The 19,716-nt window shown below is 66.8% G+C and carries 20 protein-coding genes; 11 read left to right on the top strand and 9 right to left on the bottom strand.

The features are described from left to right. Positions 1-66: 66 nt before the first annotated feature. The gene (locus tag N5J73_RS20880) at positions 67-2,094 is read right to left on the bottom strand and encodes a sodium-translocating pyrophosphatase (protein ID WP_057501184.1); all 2,028 of its coding nucleotides are present in this window, start codon (positions 2,092-2,094) and stop codon (positions 67-69) included. A gap of 359 nt (positions 2,095-2,453) precedes the next feature. Here N5J73_RS20880 and N5J73_RS20885 point away from each other — a divergent pair, with 359 nt between their 5' ends. Then, positions 2,454-2,957: a hypothetical protein gene (locus N5J73_RS20885; RefSeq protein WP_049444414.1), complete on the top strand. Its 504-nt coding sequence runs from the start codon at positions 2,454-2,456 to the stop codon at positions 2,955-2,957. Positions 2,958-3,027: 70 nt separating this feature from the next. On the opposite strand, the gene N5J73_RS20890 is transcribed toward N5J73_RS20885, so the two are convergent. Then, positions 3,028-3,417 (bottom strand): DUF488 family protein, encoded by a 390-nt coding sequence (locus N5J73_RS20890; RefSeq protein ID WP_049444412.1) that lies wholly within the window; start codon positions 3,415-3,417, stop codon positions 3,028-3,030. 118 nt (positions 3,418-3,535) lie between these two features. Then, on the bottom strand, positions 3,536-4,792 hold the full coding sequence (locus N5J73_RS20895) for a 6-phosphofructokinase (RefSeq protein WP_049444411.1): 1,257 nt from the start codon (positions 4,790-4,792) through the stop codon (positions 3,536-3,538). 136 nt (positions 4,793-4,928) lie between these two features. Between N5J73_RS20895 and N5J73_RS20900 the strand changes: the two genes are divergently transcribed. The 3 genes from N5J73_RS20900 (at position 4,929) to N5J73_RS20910 (ending at position 7,760) form a co-directional block, all read left to right on the top strand. Further along, positions 4,929-5,492, top strand: coding sequence for an adenylate kinase (locus tag N5J73_RS20900; RefSeq protein WP_014038375.1), 564 nt, complete (start codon positions 4,929-4,931; stop codon positions 5,490-5,492). Between the two features lie 328 nt (positions 5,493-5,820). Continuing rightward, entirely contained in the window at positions 5,821-7,185 is a 1,365-nt protein-coding gene (gene mpl, locus N5J73_RS20905; RefSeq protein WP_099588694.1) for a UDP-N-acetylmuramate:L-alanyl-gamma-D-glutamyl-meso-diaminopimelate ligase, read from the top strand. Beyond that, positions 7,182-7,760 carry an LON peptidase substrate-binding domain-containing protein gene (locus N5J73_RS20910; RefSeq protein ID WP_010484006.1) on the top strand — a complete coding sequence of 193 codons (579 nt, stop codon included), beginning with the start codon at positions 7,182-7,184 and terminating at the stop codon, positions 7,758-7,760. Before mpl ends, N5J73_RS20910 begins: the two co-directional genes overlap by 4 nt. 122 nt (positions 7,761-7,882) lie before the next feature. Here N5J73_RS20910 and N5J73_RS20915 read toward each other — a convergent pair whose 3' ends face one another. Next, the gene (locus N5J73_RS20915; protein WP_049444406.1) at positions 7,883-9,880 is read right to left on the bottom strand and encodes a bifunctional DedA family/phosphatase PAP2 family protein; all 1,998 of its coding nucleotides are present in this window, start codon (positions 9,878-9,880) and stop codon (positions 7,883-7,885) included. Positions 9,881-9,965: 85 nt separating this feature from the next. On the opposite strand from N5J73_RS20915, the gene N5J73_RS20920 reads away from it, so the two are divergent. Together N5J73_RS20920 and N5J73_RS20925 are read left to right on the top strand one after the other, a co-directional pair. Then, the gene (locus tag N5J73_RS20920; RefSeq protein ID WP_164078694.1) at positions 9,966-10,628 is read left to right on the top strand and encodes a serine/threonine-protein kinase; all 663 of its coding nucleotides are present in this window, start codon (positions 9,966-9,968) and stop codon (positions 10,626-10,628) included. Then, the gene (locus N5J73_RS20925) at positions 10,625-11,131 is read left to right on the top strand and encodes a DUF2867 domain-containing protein (RefSeq protein WP_154349597.1); all 507 of its coding nucleotides are present in this window, start codon (positions 10,625-10,627) and stop codon (positions 11,129-11,131) included. The genes N5J73_RS20920 and N5J73_RS20925 overlap by 4 nt, the downstream gene beginning before the upstream one ends. 109 nt (positions 11,132-11,240) lie before the next feature. Here N5J73_RS20925 and N5J73_RS20930 read toward each other — a convergent pair whose 3' ends face one another. Next, positions 11,241-11,924 carry a hypothetical protein gene (locus N5J73_RS20930; protein WP_154349596.1) on the bottom strand — a complete coding sequence of 228 codons (684 nt, stop codon included), beginning with the start codon at positions 11,922-11,924 and terminating at the stop codon, positions 11,241-11,243. 108 nt (positions 11,925-12,032) lie between these two features. Here N5J73_RS20930 and N5J73_RS20935 point away from each other — a divergent pair, with 108 nt between their 5' ends. Both N5J73_RS20935 and N5J73_RS20940 read left to right on the top strand, forming a co-directional pair. Continuing rightward, entirely contained in the window at positions 12,033-12,851 is an 819-nt protein-coding gene (locus tag N5J73_RS20935) for an NAD(P)-dependent oxidoreductase (RefSeq protein ID WP_154349595.1), read from the top strand. Between the two features lie 93 nt (positions 12,852-12,944). After that, a complete protein-coding gene (locus N5J73_RS20940) occupies positions 12,945-13,937 on the top strand; it encodes a YiiG family protein (RefSeq protein ID WP_099588698.1) in 993 nt (330 codons plus the stop codon). A 55-nt stretch (positions 13,938-13,992) separates the two neighbouring features. Here N5J73_RS20940 and N5J73_RS20945 read toward each other — a convergent pair whose 3' ends face one another. Then, on the bottom strand, positions 13,993-14,865 hold the full coding sequence (locus N5J73_RS20945; protein WP_054172451.1) for an ion transporter: 873 nt from the start codon (positions 14,863-14,865) through the stop codon (positions 13,993-13,995). A gap of 63 nt (positions 14,866-14,928) precedes the next feature. On the opposite strand from N5J73_RS20945, the gene N5J73_RS20950 reads away from it, so the two are divergent. After that, the gene (locus N5J73_RS20950) at positions 14,929-16,155 is read left to right on the top strand and encodes an acetylornithine transaminase (RefSeq protein WP_164078695.1); all 1,227 of its coding nucleotides are present in this window, start codon (positions 14,929-14,931) and stop codon (positions 16,153-16,155) included. Between the two features lie 93 nt (positions 16,156-16,248). Here the strand turns inward: N5J73_RS20950 and N5J73_RS20955 are convergent, their stop codons facing one another. Next, positions 16,249-16,851: an HAD-IA family hydrolase gene (locus N5J73_RS20955; protein WP_164078696.1), complete on the bottom strand. Its 603-nt coding sequence runs from the start codon at positions 16,849-16,851 to the stop codon at positions 16,249-16,251. Between the two features lie 123 nt (positions 16,852-16,974). Here N5J73_RS20955 and azu point away from each other — a divergent pair, with 123 nt between their 5' ends. After that, positions 16,975-17,424 (top strand): azurin, encoded by a 450-nt coding sequence (azu, locus tag N5J73_RS20960; RefSeq protein WP_057501171.1) that lies wholly within the window; start codon positions 16,975-16,977, stop codon positions 17,422-17,424. A gap of 117 nt (positions 17,425-17,541) precedes the next feature. On the opposite strand, the gene hemL is transcribed toward azu, so the two are convergent. Beyond that, entirely contained in the window at positions 17,542-18,831 is a 1,290-nt protein-coding gene (gene hemL / locus N5J73_RS20965; RefSeq protein WP_049444391.1) for a glutamate-1-semialdehyde 2,1-aminomutase, read from the bottom strand. A gap of 16 nt (positions 18,832-18,847) precedes the next feature. Next, positions 18,848-19,474, bottom strand: coding sequence for a thiamine phosphate synthase (thiE, locus tag N5J73_RS20970; protein WP_049444389.1), 627 nt, complete (start codon positions 19,472-19,474; stop codon positions 18,848-18,850). A 34-nt stretch (positions 19,475-19,508) separates the two neighbouring features. On the opposite strand from thiE, the gene N5J73_RS20975 reads away from it, so the two are divergent. Continuing rightward, the coding region (locus N5J73_RS20975; protein WP_279941340.1) for a rubredoxin at positions 19,509-19,716 on the top strand (208 nt) is incomplete at its 3' end.

Below are 19,716 nucleotides of genomic sequence, written 5' to 3' on the forward strand. Positions count from 1 at the left end.
CTGCGCGGGCGGTGACCGTGTAGAGCCGAGCTTGCTCGACTCTACGGGTTTACGCATGGCGTGGATCTACAGCAGCGGTACCAGCAGCAGCGCCACGATGTTGATGATCTTGATCAGCGGATTGATCGCCGGGCCGGCGGTGTCCTTGTACGGGTCGCCGACGGTGTCGCCGGTCACCGCGGCCTTGTGCGCCTCGCTGCCCTTGCCGCCGAAGTGGCCGTCCTCGATGTACTTCTTGGCGTTGTCCCAGGCGCCGCCGCCGGTAGTCATCGAAATGGCCACGAACAGGCCGGTCACGATCGTGCCGATCAGCAGGCCGCCGAGTGCGCGCGGCCCCAGCAGCAGGCCGACCACCACCGGCACCGCCACCGGCAGCAGCGACGGCACGATCATTTCCCGGATCGCCGAGCGGGTCAGCATGTCCACCGCCTTGTCGTACTGCGGCTTGCCGGTACCTTGCATGATGCCGGGGATCTCGCGGAACTGGCGGCGCACCTCTTCCACCACTGCACCCGCCGCGCGGCCGACCGCTTCCATCGCCATCGCACCGAACAGGTAGGGAATCAGGCCGCCGATCAGCAGGCCGATGATCACCGTGTGGTCGCTGAGGTCGAAGCGGAACTCCTGCCCGGGATGTGCAGCCTGCAGGTTGTGCGTGTAGTCCGCGAACAGCACCAGTGCGGCCAGCGCTGCCGAACCGATCGCATAGCCCTTGGTCACCGCCTTGGTGGTGTTGCCCACCGCATCCAGCGGATCGGTGATGTCGCGGATCTCCGAGGGCAGCTCGGCCATTTCGGCGATGCCGCCGGCGTTGTCGGTGATCGGTCCGTAGGCATCGAGCGCGACGATCATCCCGGCCATCGACAACATCGCGGTGGCGGCGATGGCGATGCCGTACAGGCCGGCCAGCGCGAACGCACCCCAGATCGCCGCACACACGGCCACCACCGGCAGCGCGGTGGATTTCATCGAAATGCCCAGGCCGGCGATGATGTTGGTGCCGTGGCCGGTGGTCGACGCCTGCGCCACGTGCTGCACCGGCTTGTACTGGGTGCCGGTGTAGTACTCGGTGATCCACACAATCAGCCCGGTCAGGACCAGGCCGATCAACGCGCAGCCATACAGCGCCATCGGCCCATGCACGTTGTCGGACATCAGCCCGGTTGTGATCGGGTAGAAGGCGATGGCGGCCAGCACGCCGGAGACGATCACGCCCTTGTACAGCGCGCCCATGATCGAGCCGCCCGGCTTCACCTTGACGAACAGCGCACCGATGATCGAGGCGATGATCGAAACGCCGCCCAGCACCAGCGGATACAGCACCGCATTGGCTCCCGCCTCGGCCAGCATGAGGCTGCCCAGCAGCATGGTGGCGATGACGGTCACCGCATAGGTCTCGAACAGGTCGGCGGCCATGCCAGCGCAGTCGCCGACGTTGTCACCGACGTTGTCGGCGATCACCGCCGGGTTGCGCGGATCATCTTCGGGAATGCCGGCTTCGACCTTGCCGACCAGATCGGCGCCGACGTCGGCGCCCTTGGTGAAGATGCCGCCGCCCAGGCGCGCGAAGATCGAAATCAGCGACGAACCGAACGCCAACCCGACCAGCGCGTGCAGCGCCTGCTCCATCGGCAGGCCCATCCGCAGCAGCAGTGCGTAGTAGCCGGCCACGCCCAGCAGGCCCAGGCCGACCACCAGCATGCCGGTGATCGCACCGCCGCGGAAGGCGACGTCCATCGCCGCGCTGATTCCGTGGCGTGCAGCCTCGGCAGTGCGTACGTTGGCACGTACCGACACGTTCATGCCGATGTAGCCGGCCGCGCCGGACAGCACCGCGCCGACCGCGAAGCCGATCGCGGTGTACCAGCTGAGGAACACACCGACCAGCACGAACAGCACCACACCGGCCACGCCGATGGTCAGGTACTGGCGGTTGAGGTAGGCACGTGCACCTTCCTGGATCGCCGTGGCGATCGCGATCATGCGTTCATTGCCGGTGGGTTGGCGCAGGATCCAGCGCGCCGAGACGATTCCGAACAGGATCGCGAGAATGGCGCAGCCCAGCGCCAGTGACAGCCCGTGACGTTCCAGCATTAGACCCCTCCGCAGAATGGATGTAGGCATCCAGTGTCGATGAACGGCACCACGAGGGGGACGACGGGCTGCAGCCTGGAACCAACCCGTACCGACCTTGGTGGTCGTCCGACGTATGGCGGTGTTCAGCATTCCCTGGTGCCCGCAGTATGCGTGCCGCCACTTATAGAGTCGAGCCATGCTCGACTGGCCTCTACGAGGCGCGCCTCCTGATCCTGTGGGTGCCCTCAAGATGGAAGGCATCGCCATGCGCGCGGCGCATGCCGTCGGGCCATGGCCATGATTCGAGAGCCACAGGCCTTTGCACCCCGTTAAGCCAGGCTCTGCAAGCCTGCGCTCAGTCCTGTAGGAGATCTCCCATGCGCCTGTCCCTGTTGATGCTTGCCGCCCTGGTCCCGGCTGTACCGGCACTCGCTGCGGAAACCCCGGAGCTGCAGCGCGCCGTGGGTGCCCCCCAGGCCATTGGTGCGGTGCACACCCTGCGGCAGATCCCCGAGGCCTGCGCGCGCCTGGAAGGTGCCTTCACCGGTCAGGCGGCCGAGCCGTATCGCTTCGCGCCGGTGCGGACCAGCGAGCAGTGCCAGCCGCGCGCGCGCTACGTCGACTACGCCAAGGCGCAGCCGAGTGCCGACAAGGGCTGGAAGCTCAATGATGTGATCCGCGTGCCCAGCGCCGCCTGCCCGGCACAGCAGGCCGTCGTGCGCGTCTGGCGCCTGCCGATGAACAACAGCCAGGCCCTGGACGGTCAGGGCCAGTCGCGGATCTACCTGGAAGAAGCAAAGAAGCAGGCTGCGGCCGGCCAGATCCCGAAGGTGACGATGTTCGCCGCGCAGCTGCAGATGGAAGGCAAGGCCTGCAATTGAATTTTGCGTGGGCGGAGGACCCACGCGGTCATCCACGGGTAGTGCCGGCCGCTGGCCGGCATCCGGGTGATCAATCCGCCAGCGTCGCCCCGCGCGCCACCAGCAGCTCGCGCAGGGCCTTGCGGTGGCAGTGCGCCTCATCCTCGCAATAGCACCCCACGCTGATGTCGCTGTGCTGCGACATCGCGGCCAGCAGGTCCAGCGCGTGGGCCGCATCCGGCGCCTTCATCTCGGTCGTGTAGTGGCGGAAGAAGGCGTTCCAGTCGGCGGCCGTTTTCGCCTCGTGCGCCTGCTTCACCAGTGCCGCGCTGGGTGACAGGGTCGGGAACCAGACGTCGTACCAGTCCTGTGTCGCGAACTCGCTGCGCGGCACGCCACGTGGTGGCCGTCGCACGGTACCGATGCGCAGGCCCTCGTCGGGCGCGCGCGGTGTACCCAATCGAACAACACGCAGTGCCATGGTGTGCCTCCACTAAAAGGGGACGGAGGGGATTAAGTCGTATCCGACCCACTGCTGACGCTGTTGGAGATAACGGAGGGGCAGATGCGATTTAATCCCCTCCGTCCCCTTTTTCGGCTCAGCCCTCGAACGGCGTCAGCTTCTGCTTCACCGCCACGTTCTTGAGGGTGACGTATTTCGGCAGGCCGTCGGTGCCGTACGGCAGCGGGGCTTCGCCCTTGATCAGGGGCGACAGGTAGGCGCGTGCCTTGGCGGTGATGCCGAAGCCATCGCGGCGGATGAAGCCGGCCGGCATCTTCTTCTCGTGGTTGGCGATCTTCGAGAGCGGTGCCGCTTCGATCTTCCAGCGGTACGGCGCATCGCTGCTGCGCACGATCACCGGCATCACGCCGTTCTGGCCCTTCAGCGCCAGCTGGACCGCGGCCTTGCCCACTGCCTGCGCCTGCTCCCAGTCGGTTTTGCTGGCCAGGTGACGGGCCGAGCGCTGCAGGTAATCGGGCAGCGCCCAATGGACCTTCAGGCCCAGCTGGTCCTTGACCCGACCCGCCAGGTGCGCCGCTACGCCGCCCAGCTGCGAGTGACCGAACGAGTCCTTGCCGCCGCCAGCATCGGCGACGAAACGGCCATCGGCGGTGGCGATGCCTTCCGACGCCACCACCACGCAGTAGCCGACACGCTCGACCACGGCCTTGACCTTGGCCAGGAACGCGGCCTCGTCGTAGGCGCGTTCGGGCAGCAGGATGATGTGCGGCGCTTCGTCATCGCCGTTACCGGCAAGGCCGGCTGCCGCAGCGAGCCAGCCGGCGTGGCGGCCCATCGCCTCGTAGATGAAGACGCGGGTGGAGGTCTCGGCCATCGCCGCCACATCCAGCGCCGCTTCGCGCACCGAGACCGCGGTGTACTTGGCCGCCGAGCCGAAGCCGGGGCAGGTGTCGGTCACCGCCAGATCGTTGTCGATGGTCTTGGGCACGCCGATGCAGGTCAGGTCGTAGCCGGAGGCCTTGGCCAGCTGTGAGACCTTCAGCGCGGTATCGGCCGAATCGTTGCCACCGTTGTAGAGGAACCAGCGCACGTCATGTGCGCGCAGCACCTCCAGCAGGCGGTCGTAGCGGGCGCGGTCGGCGTCCAGTGATTTCAGCTTGACCCGGCACGAGCCGAAGGCACCGCCCGGGGTATGAGCCAGGGCGCGGATCGCGGCGGCGCTCTCCTTGCTGGTGTCGATCAGCTCCTCGCGCAACGCACCGAGGATGCCGTTGCGGGCAGCCAGGACCTTGATGCCCTTGGCGCGGGCCTGCTCGATCACTGCCGCTGCGGTGGCATTGATGACCGCGGTGACGCCGCCGGACTGGGCATAAAGGAGAGTACCGTTGCGCATGCTTCTACCTGCTCGGGGGAGGGGACATTGCAGTGACATTACCCGTATGCGGTAAAGTGGCGCTATTGCGGTGCAGCGATACCGGTCCGTCCGGGGCGCGAACCTTCTTAATTTTCAACACGTTGGAGTCAGGTCAATGCGATTGGTTCTGTTGGGACCGCCCGGTTCGGGCAAGGGGACACAGGCGACGCGCCTGAAGGAAAAGCTGGGGATCGCCCACATTTCGACCGGTGACATGCTGCGCGCGGAAATCGCCGCCGGCACGGAGCTGGGCAAGCAGGCCAAGACGGTGATGGATGCCGGCAACCTGGTGTCGGACGACATCCTGCTGGGCATGCTGGAGTCGCGCCTGACCCAGGCTGATGTCGCCAAGGGCTTCATCCTTGATGGCTACCCGCGCAATGTGGCCCAGGCCAATGCGATGGACGGCCTGCTGGCCAAGATCGGCCAGCCGCTGGACGCCGTGGTGCAGCTGGACGTGGCCACCGAGCTGCTGGTCGATCGCATCGCCGGTCGTGCCAAGGAGCAGGGCCGCGCCGATGACAATCCGGAAGCGGTGCGCCAGCGCCTGCAGGTCTACAACGACCAGACCGCCCCGGTGGTCGATTTCTACGCCGGCCGTGGCACCCTGGCCCGCGTCGATGGCGTTGGTGAGCTGGACGAGATCGAAGCCCGCATCCTGGCAGCGATCAAGGCCTGATCCGGCAGGGCCGGCACGCGTCCGGCCCTTCGGGCGTAAAAAACACAGGCCTGGTCCGCGAGGATCAGGCCTGTGTCGTTTGATAGGCGCCAGCGGAGGGCTTGCTCAGGGCCCCGCAGCATGAGCTCCCTTGGGGATGGCCTCTTGGGGAGTAGGACCGGTTCGGGTACTGCGGCTGGCAGTTCGAATTGTGTCCGGGTTCACAGAACATCGCTATCGGGAATTCCCTGACAGATGATTGGAGTTTTCTCACATCCTGTGTAGGACTTGTCTTACCCGGGAGCGGACATTGGCCCTATACAGCCGTCATCGGTCACAATCCCCGGTCATGAGCAGCGTACATATCCTTGCAATCGCCGGCACCTTCATGGGCGGCGTGGCCGCCCTGGCGCGGGAACTGGGCCATACGGTCAGCGGCAGCGACCAGGCCATCTACCCGCCGATGTCGACCCAGCTCGAGCAGCTGGGCATCACCCTGGACCAGGGCTACCGCGCCGACAGCGTGCCGGCCGGTACCGACGACGTGGTGATCGGCAACGCACTCTCGCGCGGCAATGCCGCCGTTGAGGCCGTGCTCGACGCCGGCCAGCGCTACATTTCCGGTGCCCAGTGGCTGTCCGAACAGGTGCTGCCGGGCCGTGACACGCTGGCCGTGGCCGGCACCCACGGCAAGACCACCACCACCACCATCCTCACCTGGCTGCTGGAAAGCGCCGGTCGTTCGCCCGGTTTCCTGATCGGCGGCGTCGCCGAGGATTTCGGCGTCTCTGCCCGCCTGGGCCAGGGCCGCGAGTTCGTGGTCGAGGCCGACGAGTACGACACCGCATTCTTCGACAAGCGCAGCAAGTTCGTGCACTACCGGCCGCTGGTGGCCATCCTCAACAACCTTGAATACGACCACGCCGACATCTTCCCGGACGTGGCCGCGATCCAGCGCCAGTTCCATCACCTGGTGCGCACGGTGCCGGCGCGCGGCCGACTGATCGTCAACGGTGAGGATCAGCATCTGGCCGAAGTGCTGGCGATGGGTTGCTGGACCCCGGTCGAGCGTTTCGGATTCGATCCTTCGCTGGAATGGCATGCCGAGCTGCTGGCTGCCGATGGCAGTGCATTCCGTGTGCACCATCGTGGGCAGGCGCTGGGCGATGTGCAGTGGTCGCTGCTGGGCCGCCACAACGTGCTCAACGGCCTGGCCGCGTTGGCTGCCGCACATGCAGTGGGCGTGGCACCGGCCGAGGTGATCCCGGCATTGGCACGCTTCCGCAGCGTCAAGCGCCGTATGGAAGTGATCGGCAGCCATGACGGCATCACCGTCTACGACGATTTCGCCCACCACCCGACCGCGATCGCCACCACGCTGGAAGGCCTGCGTGCCAAGGTGGGCGATGCGCGCATCGTGGTCGCGATGGAACCCCGCAGCAACTCGATGCGGCTGGGCGCACATGCGCAGGCGCTGGCACCGTCGCTGGTGCTGGCCGATGAAGTCGTGTTCCTGCATCGCCCGGAACTGGCCTGGGATGCCGCTGCGGTGATCGCCGAGGTGCGTGGCGAGGCGCACGCCGTGCCCGATACCGACGCGCTGCTGGCGCAATTGCAGGCCAGCGCGCGCAGTGGTGACCATGTGGTGTTCATGTCCAACGGTGGCTTCGACGGCGCACCGCGCCGCTTCCTTGCCGCGCTGCAGGCCCGATGAGCGTCGACGGTTCGCTGCCGCTGTTTCCGCTGCACACCACGCTGGTGCCAGGTGCGGCGGTGGGCCTGCGCGTGTTCGAACGCCGCTACCTGGATCTGGTCCGCGACAGCGGCCGCAGTGGTGAGGGCTTTGGTGTCTGCCTGATCCTCGACGGCCAGGAAGTGGGGGCCCCGGCGACACCGGCGGCGTATGGCGTGCAGGTACGCATCGAAGACTTCGATGTCGGCGCTGACGGCGTGCTGCAGCTGCGCCTGCGCGGCACCCGTCGTTTCCATGTCGAGCGCACGCGCGTGCGTGACAACGGGCTGGTGGTAGCCGACGTGCGTTGGTGCGATGAAGACCCTGACGACGAACTGCGGCCGCAGCATGCACTGCTGGCCACGGTGCTGGGGCACATCATCGAACAGGCCGGCGAGGCCTATGCGCCGGCCAATCCAGCGCTGCTGGACCAGGCCAGCTGGGTCGGCTGGCGGCTGGCCGAGCTGCTGCCGCTGAGCGAGCAGCAGCGCCTGCAGCTGCTGCAGATGGATGACCCGCACCAGCGCCTGCAGCAGTTGCTGGGCTGGATGCCGTAGAAGCCATCCACGCAGGGCGTGGATCTGCTGTAGAGCCGAGCCCATGCTCGGCTTGATGGATCCCGCGAAGAGCAGCCGAGCATGGGCTCGGCTCTACACTGGGTGATCGCGACCGGTACCGGTCAGGGCGTGGTGGTCTTCAACCGCAGCACCGGCAGCCCGGTTTCGCTGTGCACGTCCTCGCGTTGCGGAAGCTCCTGCACGGCCTCCTTCACCGCATTCAAGGCCGGGTCGACGCCGCGCAGCGGGTGCCACATGCCGATCCACTCGAAGTGACGCTCGTAGCGCAGGGTCTGTGCACTGCCCAGCCACAATGGCGTGTTGCCCGGCTGCAGCTGTGCCGGTGCCGGCCACAGGCGCAGCACGTAGCGCTCCTCCGGCTGCGCGCCCTGGCGCACCATCAGCAGTGCTTCCACACGGGTGTCCAGCGTGGCCGGCAGCACCGGCAGTTCGTCGGCGCCGGTGTTCTTGTCCAGCATCAGCAGCGCCTGCTGCCAGCCGGCCTGTTCCTGCCGCTTCCAGCCACGCGCTTCCAGCTGCGCCTGCAGTGGCGCCAGTGGGCCCGCCACCTGCACGTCCAGCGGCCAGCGCTGGTCGTCGTCGAACTCGTTGCGGCGCGCCGGCAGCGTCACCCAGTCGTGCTGCCACCAGGCCTGCATGTCCATCGCCTGTGGGGCCGGCAGGGTCGGTTCGAAGCGTTCCAGCTTCACCGGGATGTTGCGTGGCGCGTACCACATCGCCGCCACGGCGAAGACGCCGTAGAACAGCCACGCCACCGGCTTCACCCAGAACGAGCGGTTGAAGCGGCGGCGGTAGGCGATGCCCAGCACCAGCAGCCAGAACGTGCCGAACAGCATGCCGCCGATCACATCGCTCAGCCAATGCGCGCCCAGGTACAGGCGCGAGAAGCCGATCAGGCTGACCACGATGCCTGACACCAGGTAGGGCCAGACGCGGGTGCGGCCGGGCATCTCACGCGCGATCAATACCGCGAAGAAGCCGAAGGTGATGGTGGCCATGGTCACCGACACCGACGGGAAGCCGAAGCCGCTGCTGGCGTCGACCGGGCGCACCACATCCACGGTGGCACCGAGCAGCATGGTCAGCGCCAGGCCGAAGGCGAGGGCGGCGAGCCAGTGCGCGGCCGCCATCCAGCGCCGGCGCCAGATCAGGTAGCCCATTGCCGCCGCGGTGGCCGGCAGCAGTACCTGCCAGGCGCCCAGCGACGCCAGCGCGGCCATCGGGTAATCGGCCAGCGGGTTGCGCAGCGCCAGCATGGCCTGGTGTACGAGCAGGTCGATCGCCAGCGGCTCGCCGTGTGCGACCACCACGGTCAGCAGCGCGAACCAGCCCCAGCCCAGCACCAGCAGCATCAGCGCCAGCATCGCCAGCGGCACCGATTCACGGCGCTTGGGATCAAGCACGCCGACGGTGTAGCGGCCCAGCGTCGGGTGGCGGTTGGACCAGTCCAGCAGTCGCGCCAGCCAGCTGTCCATGCGCGCGGCCGACCAGCGGTAGCCGTACAGCACGATGGCCCAGACCAGGCCAAGGATCACTGACAGCAGGCCGACGACCACCACCAGTCGTCCGGCTACGGCGGCCACCGCGTCATACGCTTCACCGAGGATCCAGCCCGGGGCCAGGAACAGTACGGCCCAGGAGATGCTGGCGATGCCGCTGGCCTGCACGTAGCGGCTGGCGGGCATCTTCATCATGCCGGCGATGGCCGGCACGAACGGGCGGATCGCGCCCACGTAACGTGCGATCAGGATGCTCTTGAAGGCGTTGCGGCGGAACAGGTTCTCGCCGCGGTCGAGCAGCTGCGGATAACGGCTGAACGGCCACACGCCACGCAGGCGGTCGCCCCAGCGGCGGCCGATCCAGTAGCTGATACCGTCGCCGGCGAACGCACCCAGCGCTGCAGCCGCTACCGCGTACGGCCCGGAGATCTGGCCCAGCCCGATGAACACGCCCACCGCGAACAGCAGTGGCAGCGCCGGCACGATGGCGCCAAGAATGATCACCGCATCGCAGAAGGCGATGAGGAAGATAACGGCACCCGCCAGCACGGGGTGAGCGGCAATCCACGCGAGCGTGGCGTCGATCCATGAAGAGTCCATTGCCCGATTATAGGGGCGTGAAGGTGACTGGTTCCCAGCCGCTTGGTGACCGTTTGCAACCGGCGCCATCGCCTAGAATGGGCCCATGCCACATACGCCAGACGCTCCCCACCGTGCTTTGAAGGCCGATAGTTTCGGTCAGATCCTTCTGGTTGAAGGGCCCAATGGCCCGTTCGTGCGCCGCGATCTTGGGGCCACGCCGCTGTGGCTGCGGTTGCCGGCGTGGTGGCTTGCACGTCGCGAGGCACGCGCGCTGCGCCATATCGATGGCATGGCCGATGTGCCGCAGCTGCTGGCCTGGGATGGCCATCACCTGGACCGCAGCTTCATGGCCGGCGATGCCATGTACCAACGCCCGCCGCGCGACGATCTGGCCTGGTTCCGTTCCGCGCGCAGGCTGCTGCAGCAGCTGCATCGGAACGGCGTGGCCCACAACGATCTGGCGAAGGAGGCCAACTGGCTGGTGACCGAAGATGGCCGCCCGGCGCTGATCGACTTCCAGCTGGCGGTGATCGGCAACCCGCGCTCGCGCTGGATGCGGCTGCTGGCCCGCGAGGACCTGCGCCACCTGCTCAAGCACAAGCGCATGTACTGCCGTGAATCGCTCACCCCGGTGGAGAAGCGCGTGCTCAAGCGCACCTCGTGGGTGCGCGAACTGTGGTTTGCCACCGGCAAGCCGATCTACCGCTTCGTTACCCGCCGCATCCTGCATTGGGAGGACAACGAAGGGCAGGGGCCGAAGCCGTGAAGGCTTCGCGGGTAGTGACCGGCCCGCCGAGTGCCGACAGTGCGCTGCGTGCGCAGTTGCCCGGTGCCGACTTCGTGCACGCCTGCCAGGCGACGACCCGTCGCGATGGGCGCTCGGCCTTGCAGGCCTATCGCGATATGGCGGCGACCATTCCCGGCTGGTTCGATGGGCTGATGGCGCTGCGCAACCACGGCATGCGCCTGCTCGGCATGAAGCATCTGGGCTCGTTGCGTGCGGTGCAGGCGGTCGAAGATCCTCAACCCGGCCAGCGGCTGGGCATCTTCACCCTGCAGTCGCTGCACGACGATGTCATCGTGCTGGAAGACGACGACCGCCATCTTCGCGTGCAGCTGGCCCTGCAGTGGCAGGGCGATGTGCTGGAAGTAACGACGGTGGTGCATACACACAACGCGTTCGGGCGTGCGTACATGCTGCCGGTTGCCCCGGTGCATCGGTTGATCGTGCCGCATCTGCTGGAAAAGCAGGTGCAGTTGTACCGGTAGATCCACGCCATGCGTGGATGCGCCGGGCAGAGCCGTATTGTAGAGCCGAGCCATGCTCAGCTGCATTCAATGAGCCGAGCGAGGCTCGGCTCTACAGAGGCCGGTGGCCTTACGGCGTCGCCGGCACGACCTGCTGGCCGATGAAGTTGCGCTTGGCGTCGAAGTCGTAGGCGATCTGCAACTGCCCGACATCCGGGCAAGCGTGGCAGTCGCGCAGCGGTGTGCGGTACATCACGCGGATGCCGCCGTTTTCCAGTGGCGAGGCTCCGGCCGACTGTGCCGGTGCGAACGGCGTGGCCTGCGGGTGGTCCTTCAGCAGGGCCTGTACAGCGGGGTCGGCACGCAGGGTGTCGTCCAGCTGCACGGCATCCACATCGATGCGCTTGCCACTGGCATCGACCAGGCGGGTGCCTTCATTGGTGTTGGCGCGGAACGGATACTCGACCGTGGCAATGCCCAGTCCTTCGCTCTCGTGCCACGCGGTCACATAGGCCAGCTCGCCGCCGGTGGACAACTGTTCGGCGGCGGTGATGGCATCAGCACTGGCGCCACCGGCGCGCATCGCATCGCGCAGGCAATCGCGGGTGGCCGCGTTCTCGCCCTGGCGGCAGGCGTTGAGGTCGCCATCCCAGACCACCGCTTCGCTCCAGCGCATCTTGCCGTCGGCGGCGGCCTTCTCCGCGCTGGGCGCGTCACCGGCGGATGGCGCCTTGCCGGGTTCCGGCGAACGGCCCTGGCAGGCGGTCAGCAGGACAAGCCCCAAGGCAGGCAGCAACAGGCGGGAACGGCGCATGGCGTGGACCTCGTGCGTTGTCTGGAGGCCCGAGTATCGTCAAGGGCGGGTGAACTCCGCGTCGGCGCGGCATACTAGCGGCTCATTGCATACGCTGGAGTGTGGAACGTGGGCAGTCTGCAGGGCAAAACGCTTTTCATCACCGGTGCCTCGCGTGGCATCGGCCTGGCCATCGCACTGCGCGCTGCGCGCGACGGCGCCAACGTGGCCATTGCGGCCAAGTCGTCGGTGCCGAATCCCAAGCTGCCGGGCACCATCCATACCGCAGCCGAAGCGGTCACAGCCGCGGGCGGCCAGGGCCTGGCGCTGAAGTGCGACATCCGCGAGGAAGAGCAGGTACAGGCCGCAGTTGCCGCCACGGTCGACACCTTCGGTGGCATCGACATCCTGATCAACAACGCCAGCGCGATCTGGTTGCGCGGCACGCTGGAAACGCCGATGAAGCGTTTCGACCTGATGCAGCAGGTCAATTCGCGCGGCAGCTTCCTGTGCGCGCAGGCCTGCCTGCCGTACCTGCTGCAGGCGCCGAATCCCCACATCCTGACCCTGGCGCCGCCGCCGAGCCTGGAGCCGAAATGGTGGGGTGCACATACCGGCTACACGCTGGCGAAGATGGGCATGAGCTTCGTCACCCTGGGCCTGGCCGCGGAATTCGGTCCGCAGGGCGTGGCGGTGAATGCGCTGTGGCCGCGCACGGTCATCGCCACTGATGCGATCAACATGATTCCGGGCGTGGATGCGGCCGGCTGCCGCACGCCGCAGATCATGGCCGATGCCGCGCATGCGGTGCTGGTGCGCGAAGCGGCGGGTTTCCACGGTCGGTTCCTGATCGACGATGAAGTGCTGGCGCAGGCCGGCATCACCGATCTTTCGGGCTACGCGGTGGATCCGTCGCGTCCGTTGCTGCCGGATCTGTTCCTGGATTGATCGCCTGTCGCCGGATGAGGCCGAGGGCTGCGACCCTCGGCCTGCTGCGCTAGAATGCGTGGCTGTAATCGTTTTCAACAGGGATGTAAGCACATGTCACGCACTCTTTCCGTCGCGGCGCTGGCCGCTTCGCTGTCGTTGATCCTGACCGCCTGCGGTGGCAAGGCACCGGCAGATGGGGGCGGCGCCGCTGCCTCCGGCACGCCGGACGCCAGCGCTGCCCCGTCTGACACACAGCAGCAGTTGACCGCCAAGCTCAACGCTTACATCGGCTGCTTCAACGCGCTGGATTCGAAAACCCACGGCAGCATCCAGTCCTACACACGCTGGATCAAGGACGTCGACGTTGGCCCGACCGGACGCGAGACGCACGTGTACGGACCGTTCGAGATCAGCGATTACGACATGAAACAGTGCGACGCCCCGGTAACCGAGGCGATCGCCGCCAAGCCGGCGCTGACCGATCTCGATGCGGCTGCAGGCCATTACCAGCAGGCGCTGAAGGCGCTGGTGCCGGTCAGCAAGGACGCGCACGACTACTACGATCGCCAGGACTACGAAGACGACCAGTTTGCCAAGGGCAAGCAGCTGCACGCGCCCTTGATGGCCGCCTTCAAGGATTTCGTGGCTGCCAGCGAAACGTTCAATGCCGAGCTGGAGCGCCAGAACGACGCCGCCCAGCGCGAGCAGCTCAAGGCGCTGGAGCAGGCTGAGGGGCGCACGCGCGAGTACTACCGTCTGGCGATGATGCTGGAAGCCAAGGCCATCATGGATCTGATGAGCGAGGATGATTTCGATCAGGCCAAGGCCCGCGAACGCCTGGATGCCTTCAACCGCATTTCCGATGAAGCACATGCGAAGGTGTCTGATCAGGAGCCGGGCAAGCTGGACTGGAGCAGCTTCGAGCGCGAGGCCGAAAACTTCCGGCGCGAAGGCAAGGAGCGGCTGCAGCGCGTCAGCGAGAAAAAGCCTTACACCGATTTCGAACGACGCATGCTTGATTCGCCGTCGATGGCGCCGCGCGGTTCGGCCAGCAAGCTGATGCAGGAATACAACTCGCTGGTCTTCCAGAGCAACCGCCAGTAGCGCTCCCGCTCATGGCGTGATCAGCGAGCGCCGGTGTACATCGCCGGCGCTCGCATCAATGGTTGAACGCATCCGGCAGCTTGCCACCGCACTTGCGGCAGTGCAGTGCATCCGGTTCATGACCTTCCAGCCCACAGTCCGGGCAGCCACGCGCATCGCGGCGCGCGGCCTGTTCGGCTTCACGCATGGTACTGGCCAGCTCGGCGGTGTAGATGCCGGTGGGTACGGCGATGATGCTGTAGCCGATCAGGATCAGCACCGAGGTGACGAAGCGGCCAAGCACGGTCTGCGGCACGATGTCACCGAAGCCGACCGTGGCCATGGTCACCACCGCCCAGTACATGCTGGCCGGGATATTGGTGAAGCCGTGTTCGGGGCCTTCGATCACGTACATCAGCGCACCGGCGATGATGGTGATGGTGATCACCGTGAACAGGAACACCAGCACCTTGCGACGGCTGCGCCACAGCGACGTCATGAGGACGCCGCTTTCCTCGATGTAGCGGGTCAGCTTCAGGATGCGGAACACCCGCAGGATGCGTAGCGCGCGCACCACCAGCAGGCTCTGCGCGCCGGGGATGAACATCGACAGGTAGGCGGGCAGGATCGACAGCAGGTCGATGATGCCCCAGATGCTCACCGCATACCGCAGCGGGCGCTTGACCACCGCCAGCCGCAACAGGTACTCGGCGGTGAAGATGATCGTGAAGCCCCATTCCAGGATGTACAGGCCGGTGGACCATTCGGCATGCAGGTGCTGCACGCTGTCGATCATCACCACCAGGATGCTGGCGACGATCGCTACCACCAGGATCAGGTCGAAATTGCGCGAGGGCCGGGTGTCGTGGCGGTAGATGATGTCGAACCACCGACGGCGCCAGCCGGTCTCGGTGGCGGGGTTCAGCTGGGGGGCGGAAAACGGTCGCATGCGCGCATTGTGCCGCAGGGGTTCCGGCGCGAGAATGGGGATTCCTGAACCCTGCCGACTGCCATGACCGCCGCTACCGATCCGCTGATCTCCCTTTCGCACTATTACCTGCCGGTCTACAAGCCCCGCCAGGTGGTACTGGAGCGAGGCCAGGGCGCCCGCGTGTGGGACAGCCAGGGCCGTGAGTTCATCGACCTGGCCGCCGGCATCGCCGTGTGTGGCCTCGGCCACAACGATCCAGACCTGGTGGCCGCGCTGGTCGAACAGGCCGGCAAGCTCTGGCACACCAGCAACGTGTTCTACAGCGCGCCGCCGCTGCACCTGGCCGAAGAACTGGTCAAGGCCAGCCGCTTCGCCGAGCGCGTGTTCCTGTGCAACTCCGGCGCTGAAGCCAACGAAGTGGCGATCAAGATGGTCCGCAAGTGGGCCTCCAGCCAGGGCCGCCCGGCCGACAAGCGCGTCATCATCACCTTCCGCGGCAGCTTCCACGGCCGCACCATGGGCGCGGTCACCGCTACTGCCCAGCCGAAGTACCAGGAAGGCTACGAGCCGCTGCCGGGTGGCTTCCGCTACATCGATTTCAACGACGAAGTGCAGCTGGAAACAGCGATGGCTGCCGGTGACGTGGCTGCGGTGATGCTGGAGCCGATCCAGGGCGAGGGCGGCGTGATGCCGGCCAAGTCCGGCTTCCTCAAGCGCGTGCGCGAACTGTGCGACCAGCACAACGCATTGCTGGTGCTGGACGAGATCCAGGCCGGCATGGGCCGCACCGGCACGCTGTTCGCGCACTGGCAGGACGACGTGGTGCCGGATATGGTCACCCTGGCCAAGGCGCTGGGGGGCGGCTTCCCGATCGGTGCGATGCTGGCCGGCCCGAAGGTGGCCGAAACCATGCAGTTCGGTGCGCACGGCACCACCTTCGGTGGCAACCCGCTGGCGGCTGCGGTGGCCCGCGTGGCACTGCGCAAGCTGGCCTCGGCGGAGATCGCTGCCAACGTCAGCCGCCAGTCGAAGGCGCTGCGCGATGGCTTCGCCCGCATCAATGACGAGTTCGGTGTGTTCGGCGACGTGCGTGGTCGTGGCCTGATGCTGGGCGCAGTGCTGAGCAAGGACTTCGCCGGCCAGGCCGGTGCGATCCTTGACCACGCCGCCGAGCACGGCCTGCTGACCCTGCAGGCCGGCCCGGACGTGCTGCGTTTCGTGCCGTCGCTGAACATCACCGACGAGGAAGTGGCCGAAGGCCTGAAGCGCCTGCGTGCGGCGATTGCCGGGTTCATCGCCGCGCGCTGAACCCGGCAGCAACAGCTGTAGAGCCGAGCCCACGCTCGGCTGCTGTTGCCTGACACTGCGATGAGCCGAGCATGGACTCGGCTCTACAGTGGTTCACGCAATCCGATAGCGCTTCAACACCTTGCCCAATCCCCGGCCATCGCGCACGGTTTCCGCGTGCAGGCCGGCGGCGCGTGCGCCGCGTACGTTGGCGAACAGGTCATCGACGAACAGCGTGCGTGCAGGCATCACCCCCAGCGCCTCCAGCGTGCGCAGGAAGACTTCGGGTGCGGGTTTGCGCAGGCCGAAATCCGCGCTGCAGAACACGCGCTCCCGCAGGGCCGGGGACAGCTCCGGCAGCAGGGTGGGCAACACCTGTTTCATCAGCGCGCCGTTGTTGGTCAGTACCGCCATTGGCAGCTGCAGGGCCTGCAGCCGCTGCAACACCGCAGCCTGCGGATGGCTGGCGGCCCGCCGCGCGGCGATCCATGCAGCCACATCGACAGTCGTGCCCAGAAGCTCTCCCAACTGCGCCAGATAGGCCGGGCCATCCAGCGTGCCATTGTCATGCGCCGCTTCCAGTCCGCTGTCGTACAGCGCCGCCTGCACCGCCGCAGCGGGAATCTGCAGTGCCTGTGCCAGGTGCAGTACACGTTGCACGCGCTGGTAGTGCACCAGCACGCCATCAACATCCAGCAGCAACAGATCGATCCGCATCGGCCGAGCATGCCATTGCAGTGAACACTCGGGAAACCCTGGAGCAGCCATGCGACAGACGGTCGCAGACGCGGCCATGGGGGGCTGCCTAGAATGGCGTTTGAATCCGCAGGAGATGCAACGATGAAGGCTTGGAGGGTGGCAGTGGGACTGGGCGCGCTGATGCTGGCGCCGTCGGCGATGGCGCGGGTGTGTGCGGTGAGCATCGACAGCACCGACCAGATGAGCTTCAGCAGCCGCGAGATCAAGGTCGCCGCCGATTGCACCGCCGTGGACCTGACCCTGCGCCACACCGGCAAGCTGGCCGCCACCGCGATGGGCCATAACTGGGTGCTGACCCGCAGTGCCGATTACCAGCCGGTGGCGATGGCGGGCATGCGCATGACCCTGGCCGACAGCTACCTGCCGAAGGCCGACAAGCGCGTGCTGGCGCACACCAAGGTGATCGGCGGTGGCGAAACCACACGCGTGCGTTTCTCCACCCAGGGCCTGCAGAAGGGCGGTGACTACACCTTCTTCTGCTCGTTCCCCGGCCACTTCGCGATGATGAAGGGCAAATTCGTCTTCGGTTGAAAAAAAAGGGGACGGAGGGGATTAAGTCGTTTGTGCACAAACGACTTAATCCCCTCCGTCCCCTTTTTGTGCCAACCAAGGTTGACACCTACCAGAGCAGGGGTCCCCTTTTTGCGATCAGCCCTTGGCGGCCTTGAACGCCACGCGTGCAGCGGCCAGCGTCGCTTCGATCACCGCATCGTCGTGCGCACTGGACAGGAAGCCGGCCTCGTACGCCGACGGTGCCAGGAACACGCCCTGGTCCAGCATCGCGTGGAAGAAGCGGTTGAACGCCGGGATGTCACAGGCGGTGGCCTGCGCATAGGTCTCCACCTTCTCGCTGGTGAAGAACAGCCCGAACATCGCACCCACGCAGGTGGTGGTCACGGCCACGCCGGCGTCGGCGGCGGCCGCTTCCAGGCCGGCACACAGGCGCGCGGTGCGCTCGGCCAGATCGGCGTGGAAGCCGGGTTGCTGGATCAGTTCCAGCATCGCCAGGCCAGCGGCCATCGCCACCGGATTGCCGCTCAGCGTACCGGCCTGGTAGATCGGGCCGGCCGGCGCGATCTGCTGCATCAGCTCGCGGCGACCGCCGTAAGCACCCACCGGCATGCCGCCGCCGATGATCTTGCCGAAAGTGGTCAGATCCGGAGTGATGCCGTAATGCGCCTGCGCACCGCCGAGGGCGACGCGGAAGCCGGTCATCACTTCATCGAAGATCAGCAGCGCGCCATGCTTCGTGCACAGTTCGCGCAGGCGCTGCAGATAGCCGTCGCGCGGCGGAATGCAGTTTGCGTTGCCAACCACCGGCTCGATGATCAGGCCGGCGATGTCGTCACCCTGTTGCTCGAACAGCGCAGTGGCGGCTTCGAAATCGTTGTAGGGCAGGGTCAGGGTCAGTTCGCTCAACCCAGCCGGGACGCCCGGCGAGGTCGGCACGCCCAGGGTCAGCATGCCGCTGCCGGCCTTGACCAGGAACGAGTCGCCATGGCCGTGGTAGCAGCCTTCGAATTTCACGATGCGGTTGCGGCCGGTGGCGCCACGCGCCAGGCGGATCGCCGACAGCGTGGCTTCGGTACCGGAGTTGACCATGCGCACCATCTCGCACGACGGCACCAGACGGGTGATGGTCTCGGCCATGGTCACTTCGGCCGCGCACGGCGCACCGAACGACAGGCCGTTGTCGATCGCCCTCTTCACCGCCTGGCGCACCGCCGGGTGGTTGTGGCCGACGATCATCGGCCCCCAGGAGCCGACGTAATCGATGTAGCGGTTGCCGTCGACGTCGTACAGGTAGGCGCCGTCGGCGCGCTCGACGAAGAACGGCTCGCCGCCGACCGACTTGAACGCGCGCACCGGCGAATTGACGCCGCCCGGCAGCAGTTGCTGGGCGCGGGAGAACAGGGCGTGGGAGTGATCGTGGTTCATGCGGATTTCCTGGGCATTACGCGAACTGGGCGAGGAAGGCGCGCTGGGTCGCGACCGGGTCTTCGGCGGCGAACACGCCGCTGACCACGGCGACCAGATCGGCGCCGGCGTCGATGATGGGACCGACATTGTCCGGCGTCAGGCCGCCGATCGCCACCCGCGGCACGCCCAGTGCGGCGCTTTGCCGCAGCAGGTCGGTATGGGCGCGGCTGCTGGTGACCTTGGTGGTGGTCGGGAAGAACGCGCCGAAGGCCACATAGCTGGCGCCGGCCGCTACGGCCTTTTCGGCATTGGCCAGCTGGTCGTAGCAGGAGGCGCCGATGATGGCGTTGGCACCAAGCAGCGCGCGCGCGCTGGGGATGTCCCCGTCGGTGCCGCCCAGATGCACGCCGGCCGCACCCACCGCCTTGGCCAGCGCCGGGTCGTCGTTGACGATCAGCGGCACGCCGTGCTCCGCACACAGTGCCTGCAGCGCCATGGCCTGCTCCCGTCGCAGCGCGTCGCTGGCGGTCTTGTTGCGGTACTGCAGCCAGGTGGCGCCAGCGGCCAGCAATGGCGCGGTGCGGGCCAGCAGGCGCGCGGTATCGGGCTCGTCCGGGGTGATCAGGTAGACGCCGCGGGGCGCCGGGGAAGCAGAAGTCATTGATGGCTACCGGTGAGTGGACCGCGATGGGACAATGGCGGCCCGTGAATCCAGCCCTGATTATCCGATGAGCGATGCCACCCCCACCACCTTGCGCACCTGGATGTGCGTGGTCTGCGGCTTCCTTTACAGCGAAGCGGAAGGCTTGCCGGAGGAGGGTATTGAGCCCGGGACGCGCTGGGAGGACATTCCCGAGACCTGGACCTGCCCGGATTGCGGGGTGACCAAGGCCGATTTCGAGA

The organism is Stenotrophomonas sp. GD03654, assembly GCF_029845105.1.
Lineage (GTDB): Bacteria > Pseudomonadota > Gammaproteobacteria > Xanthomonadales > Xanthomonadaceae > Stenotrophomonas > Stenotrophomonas africana.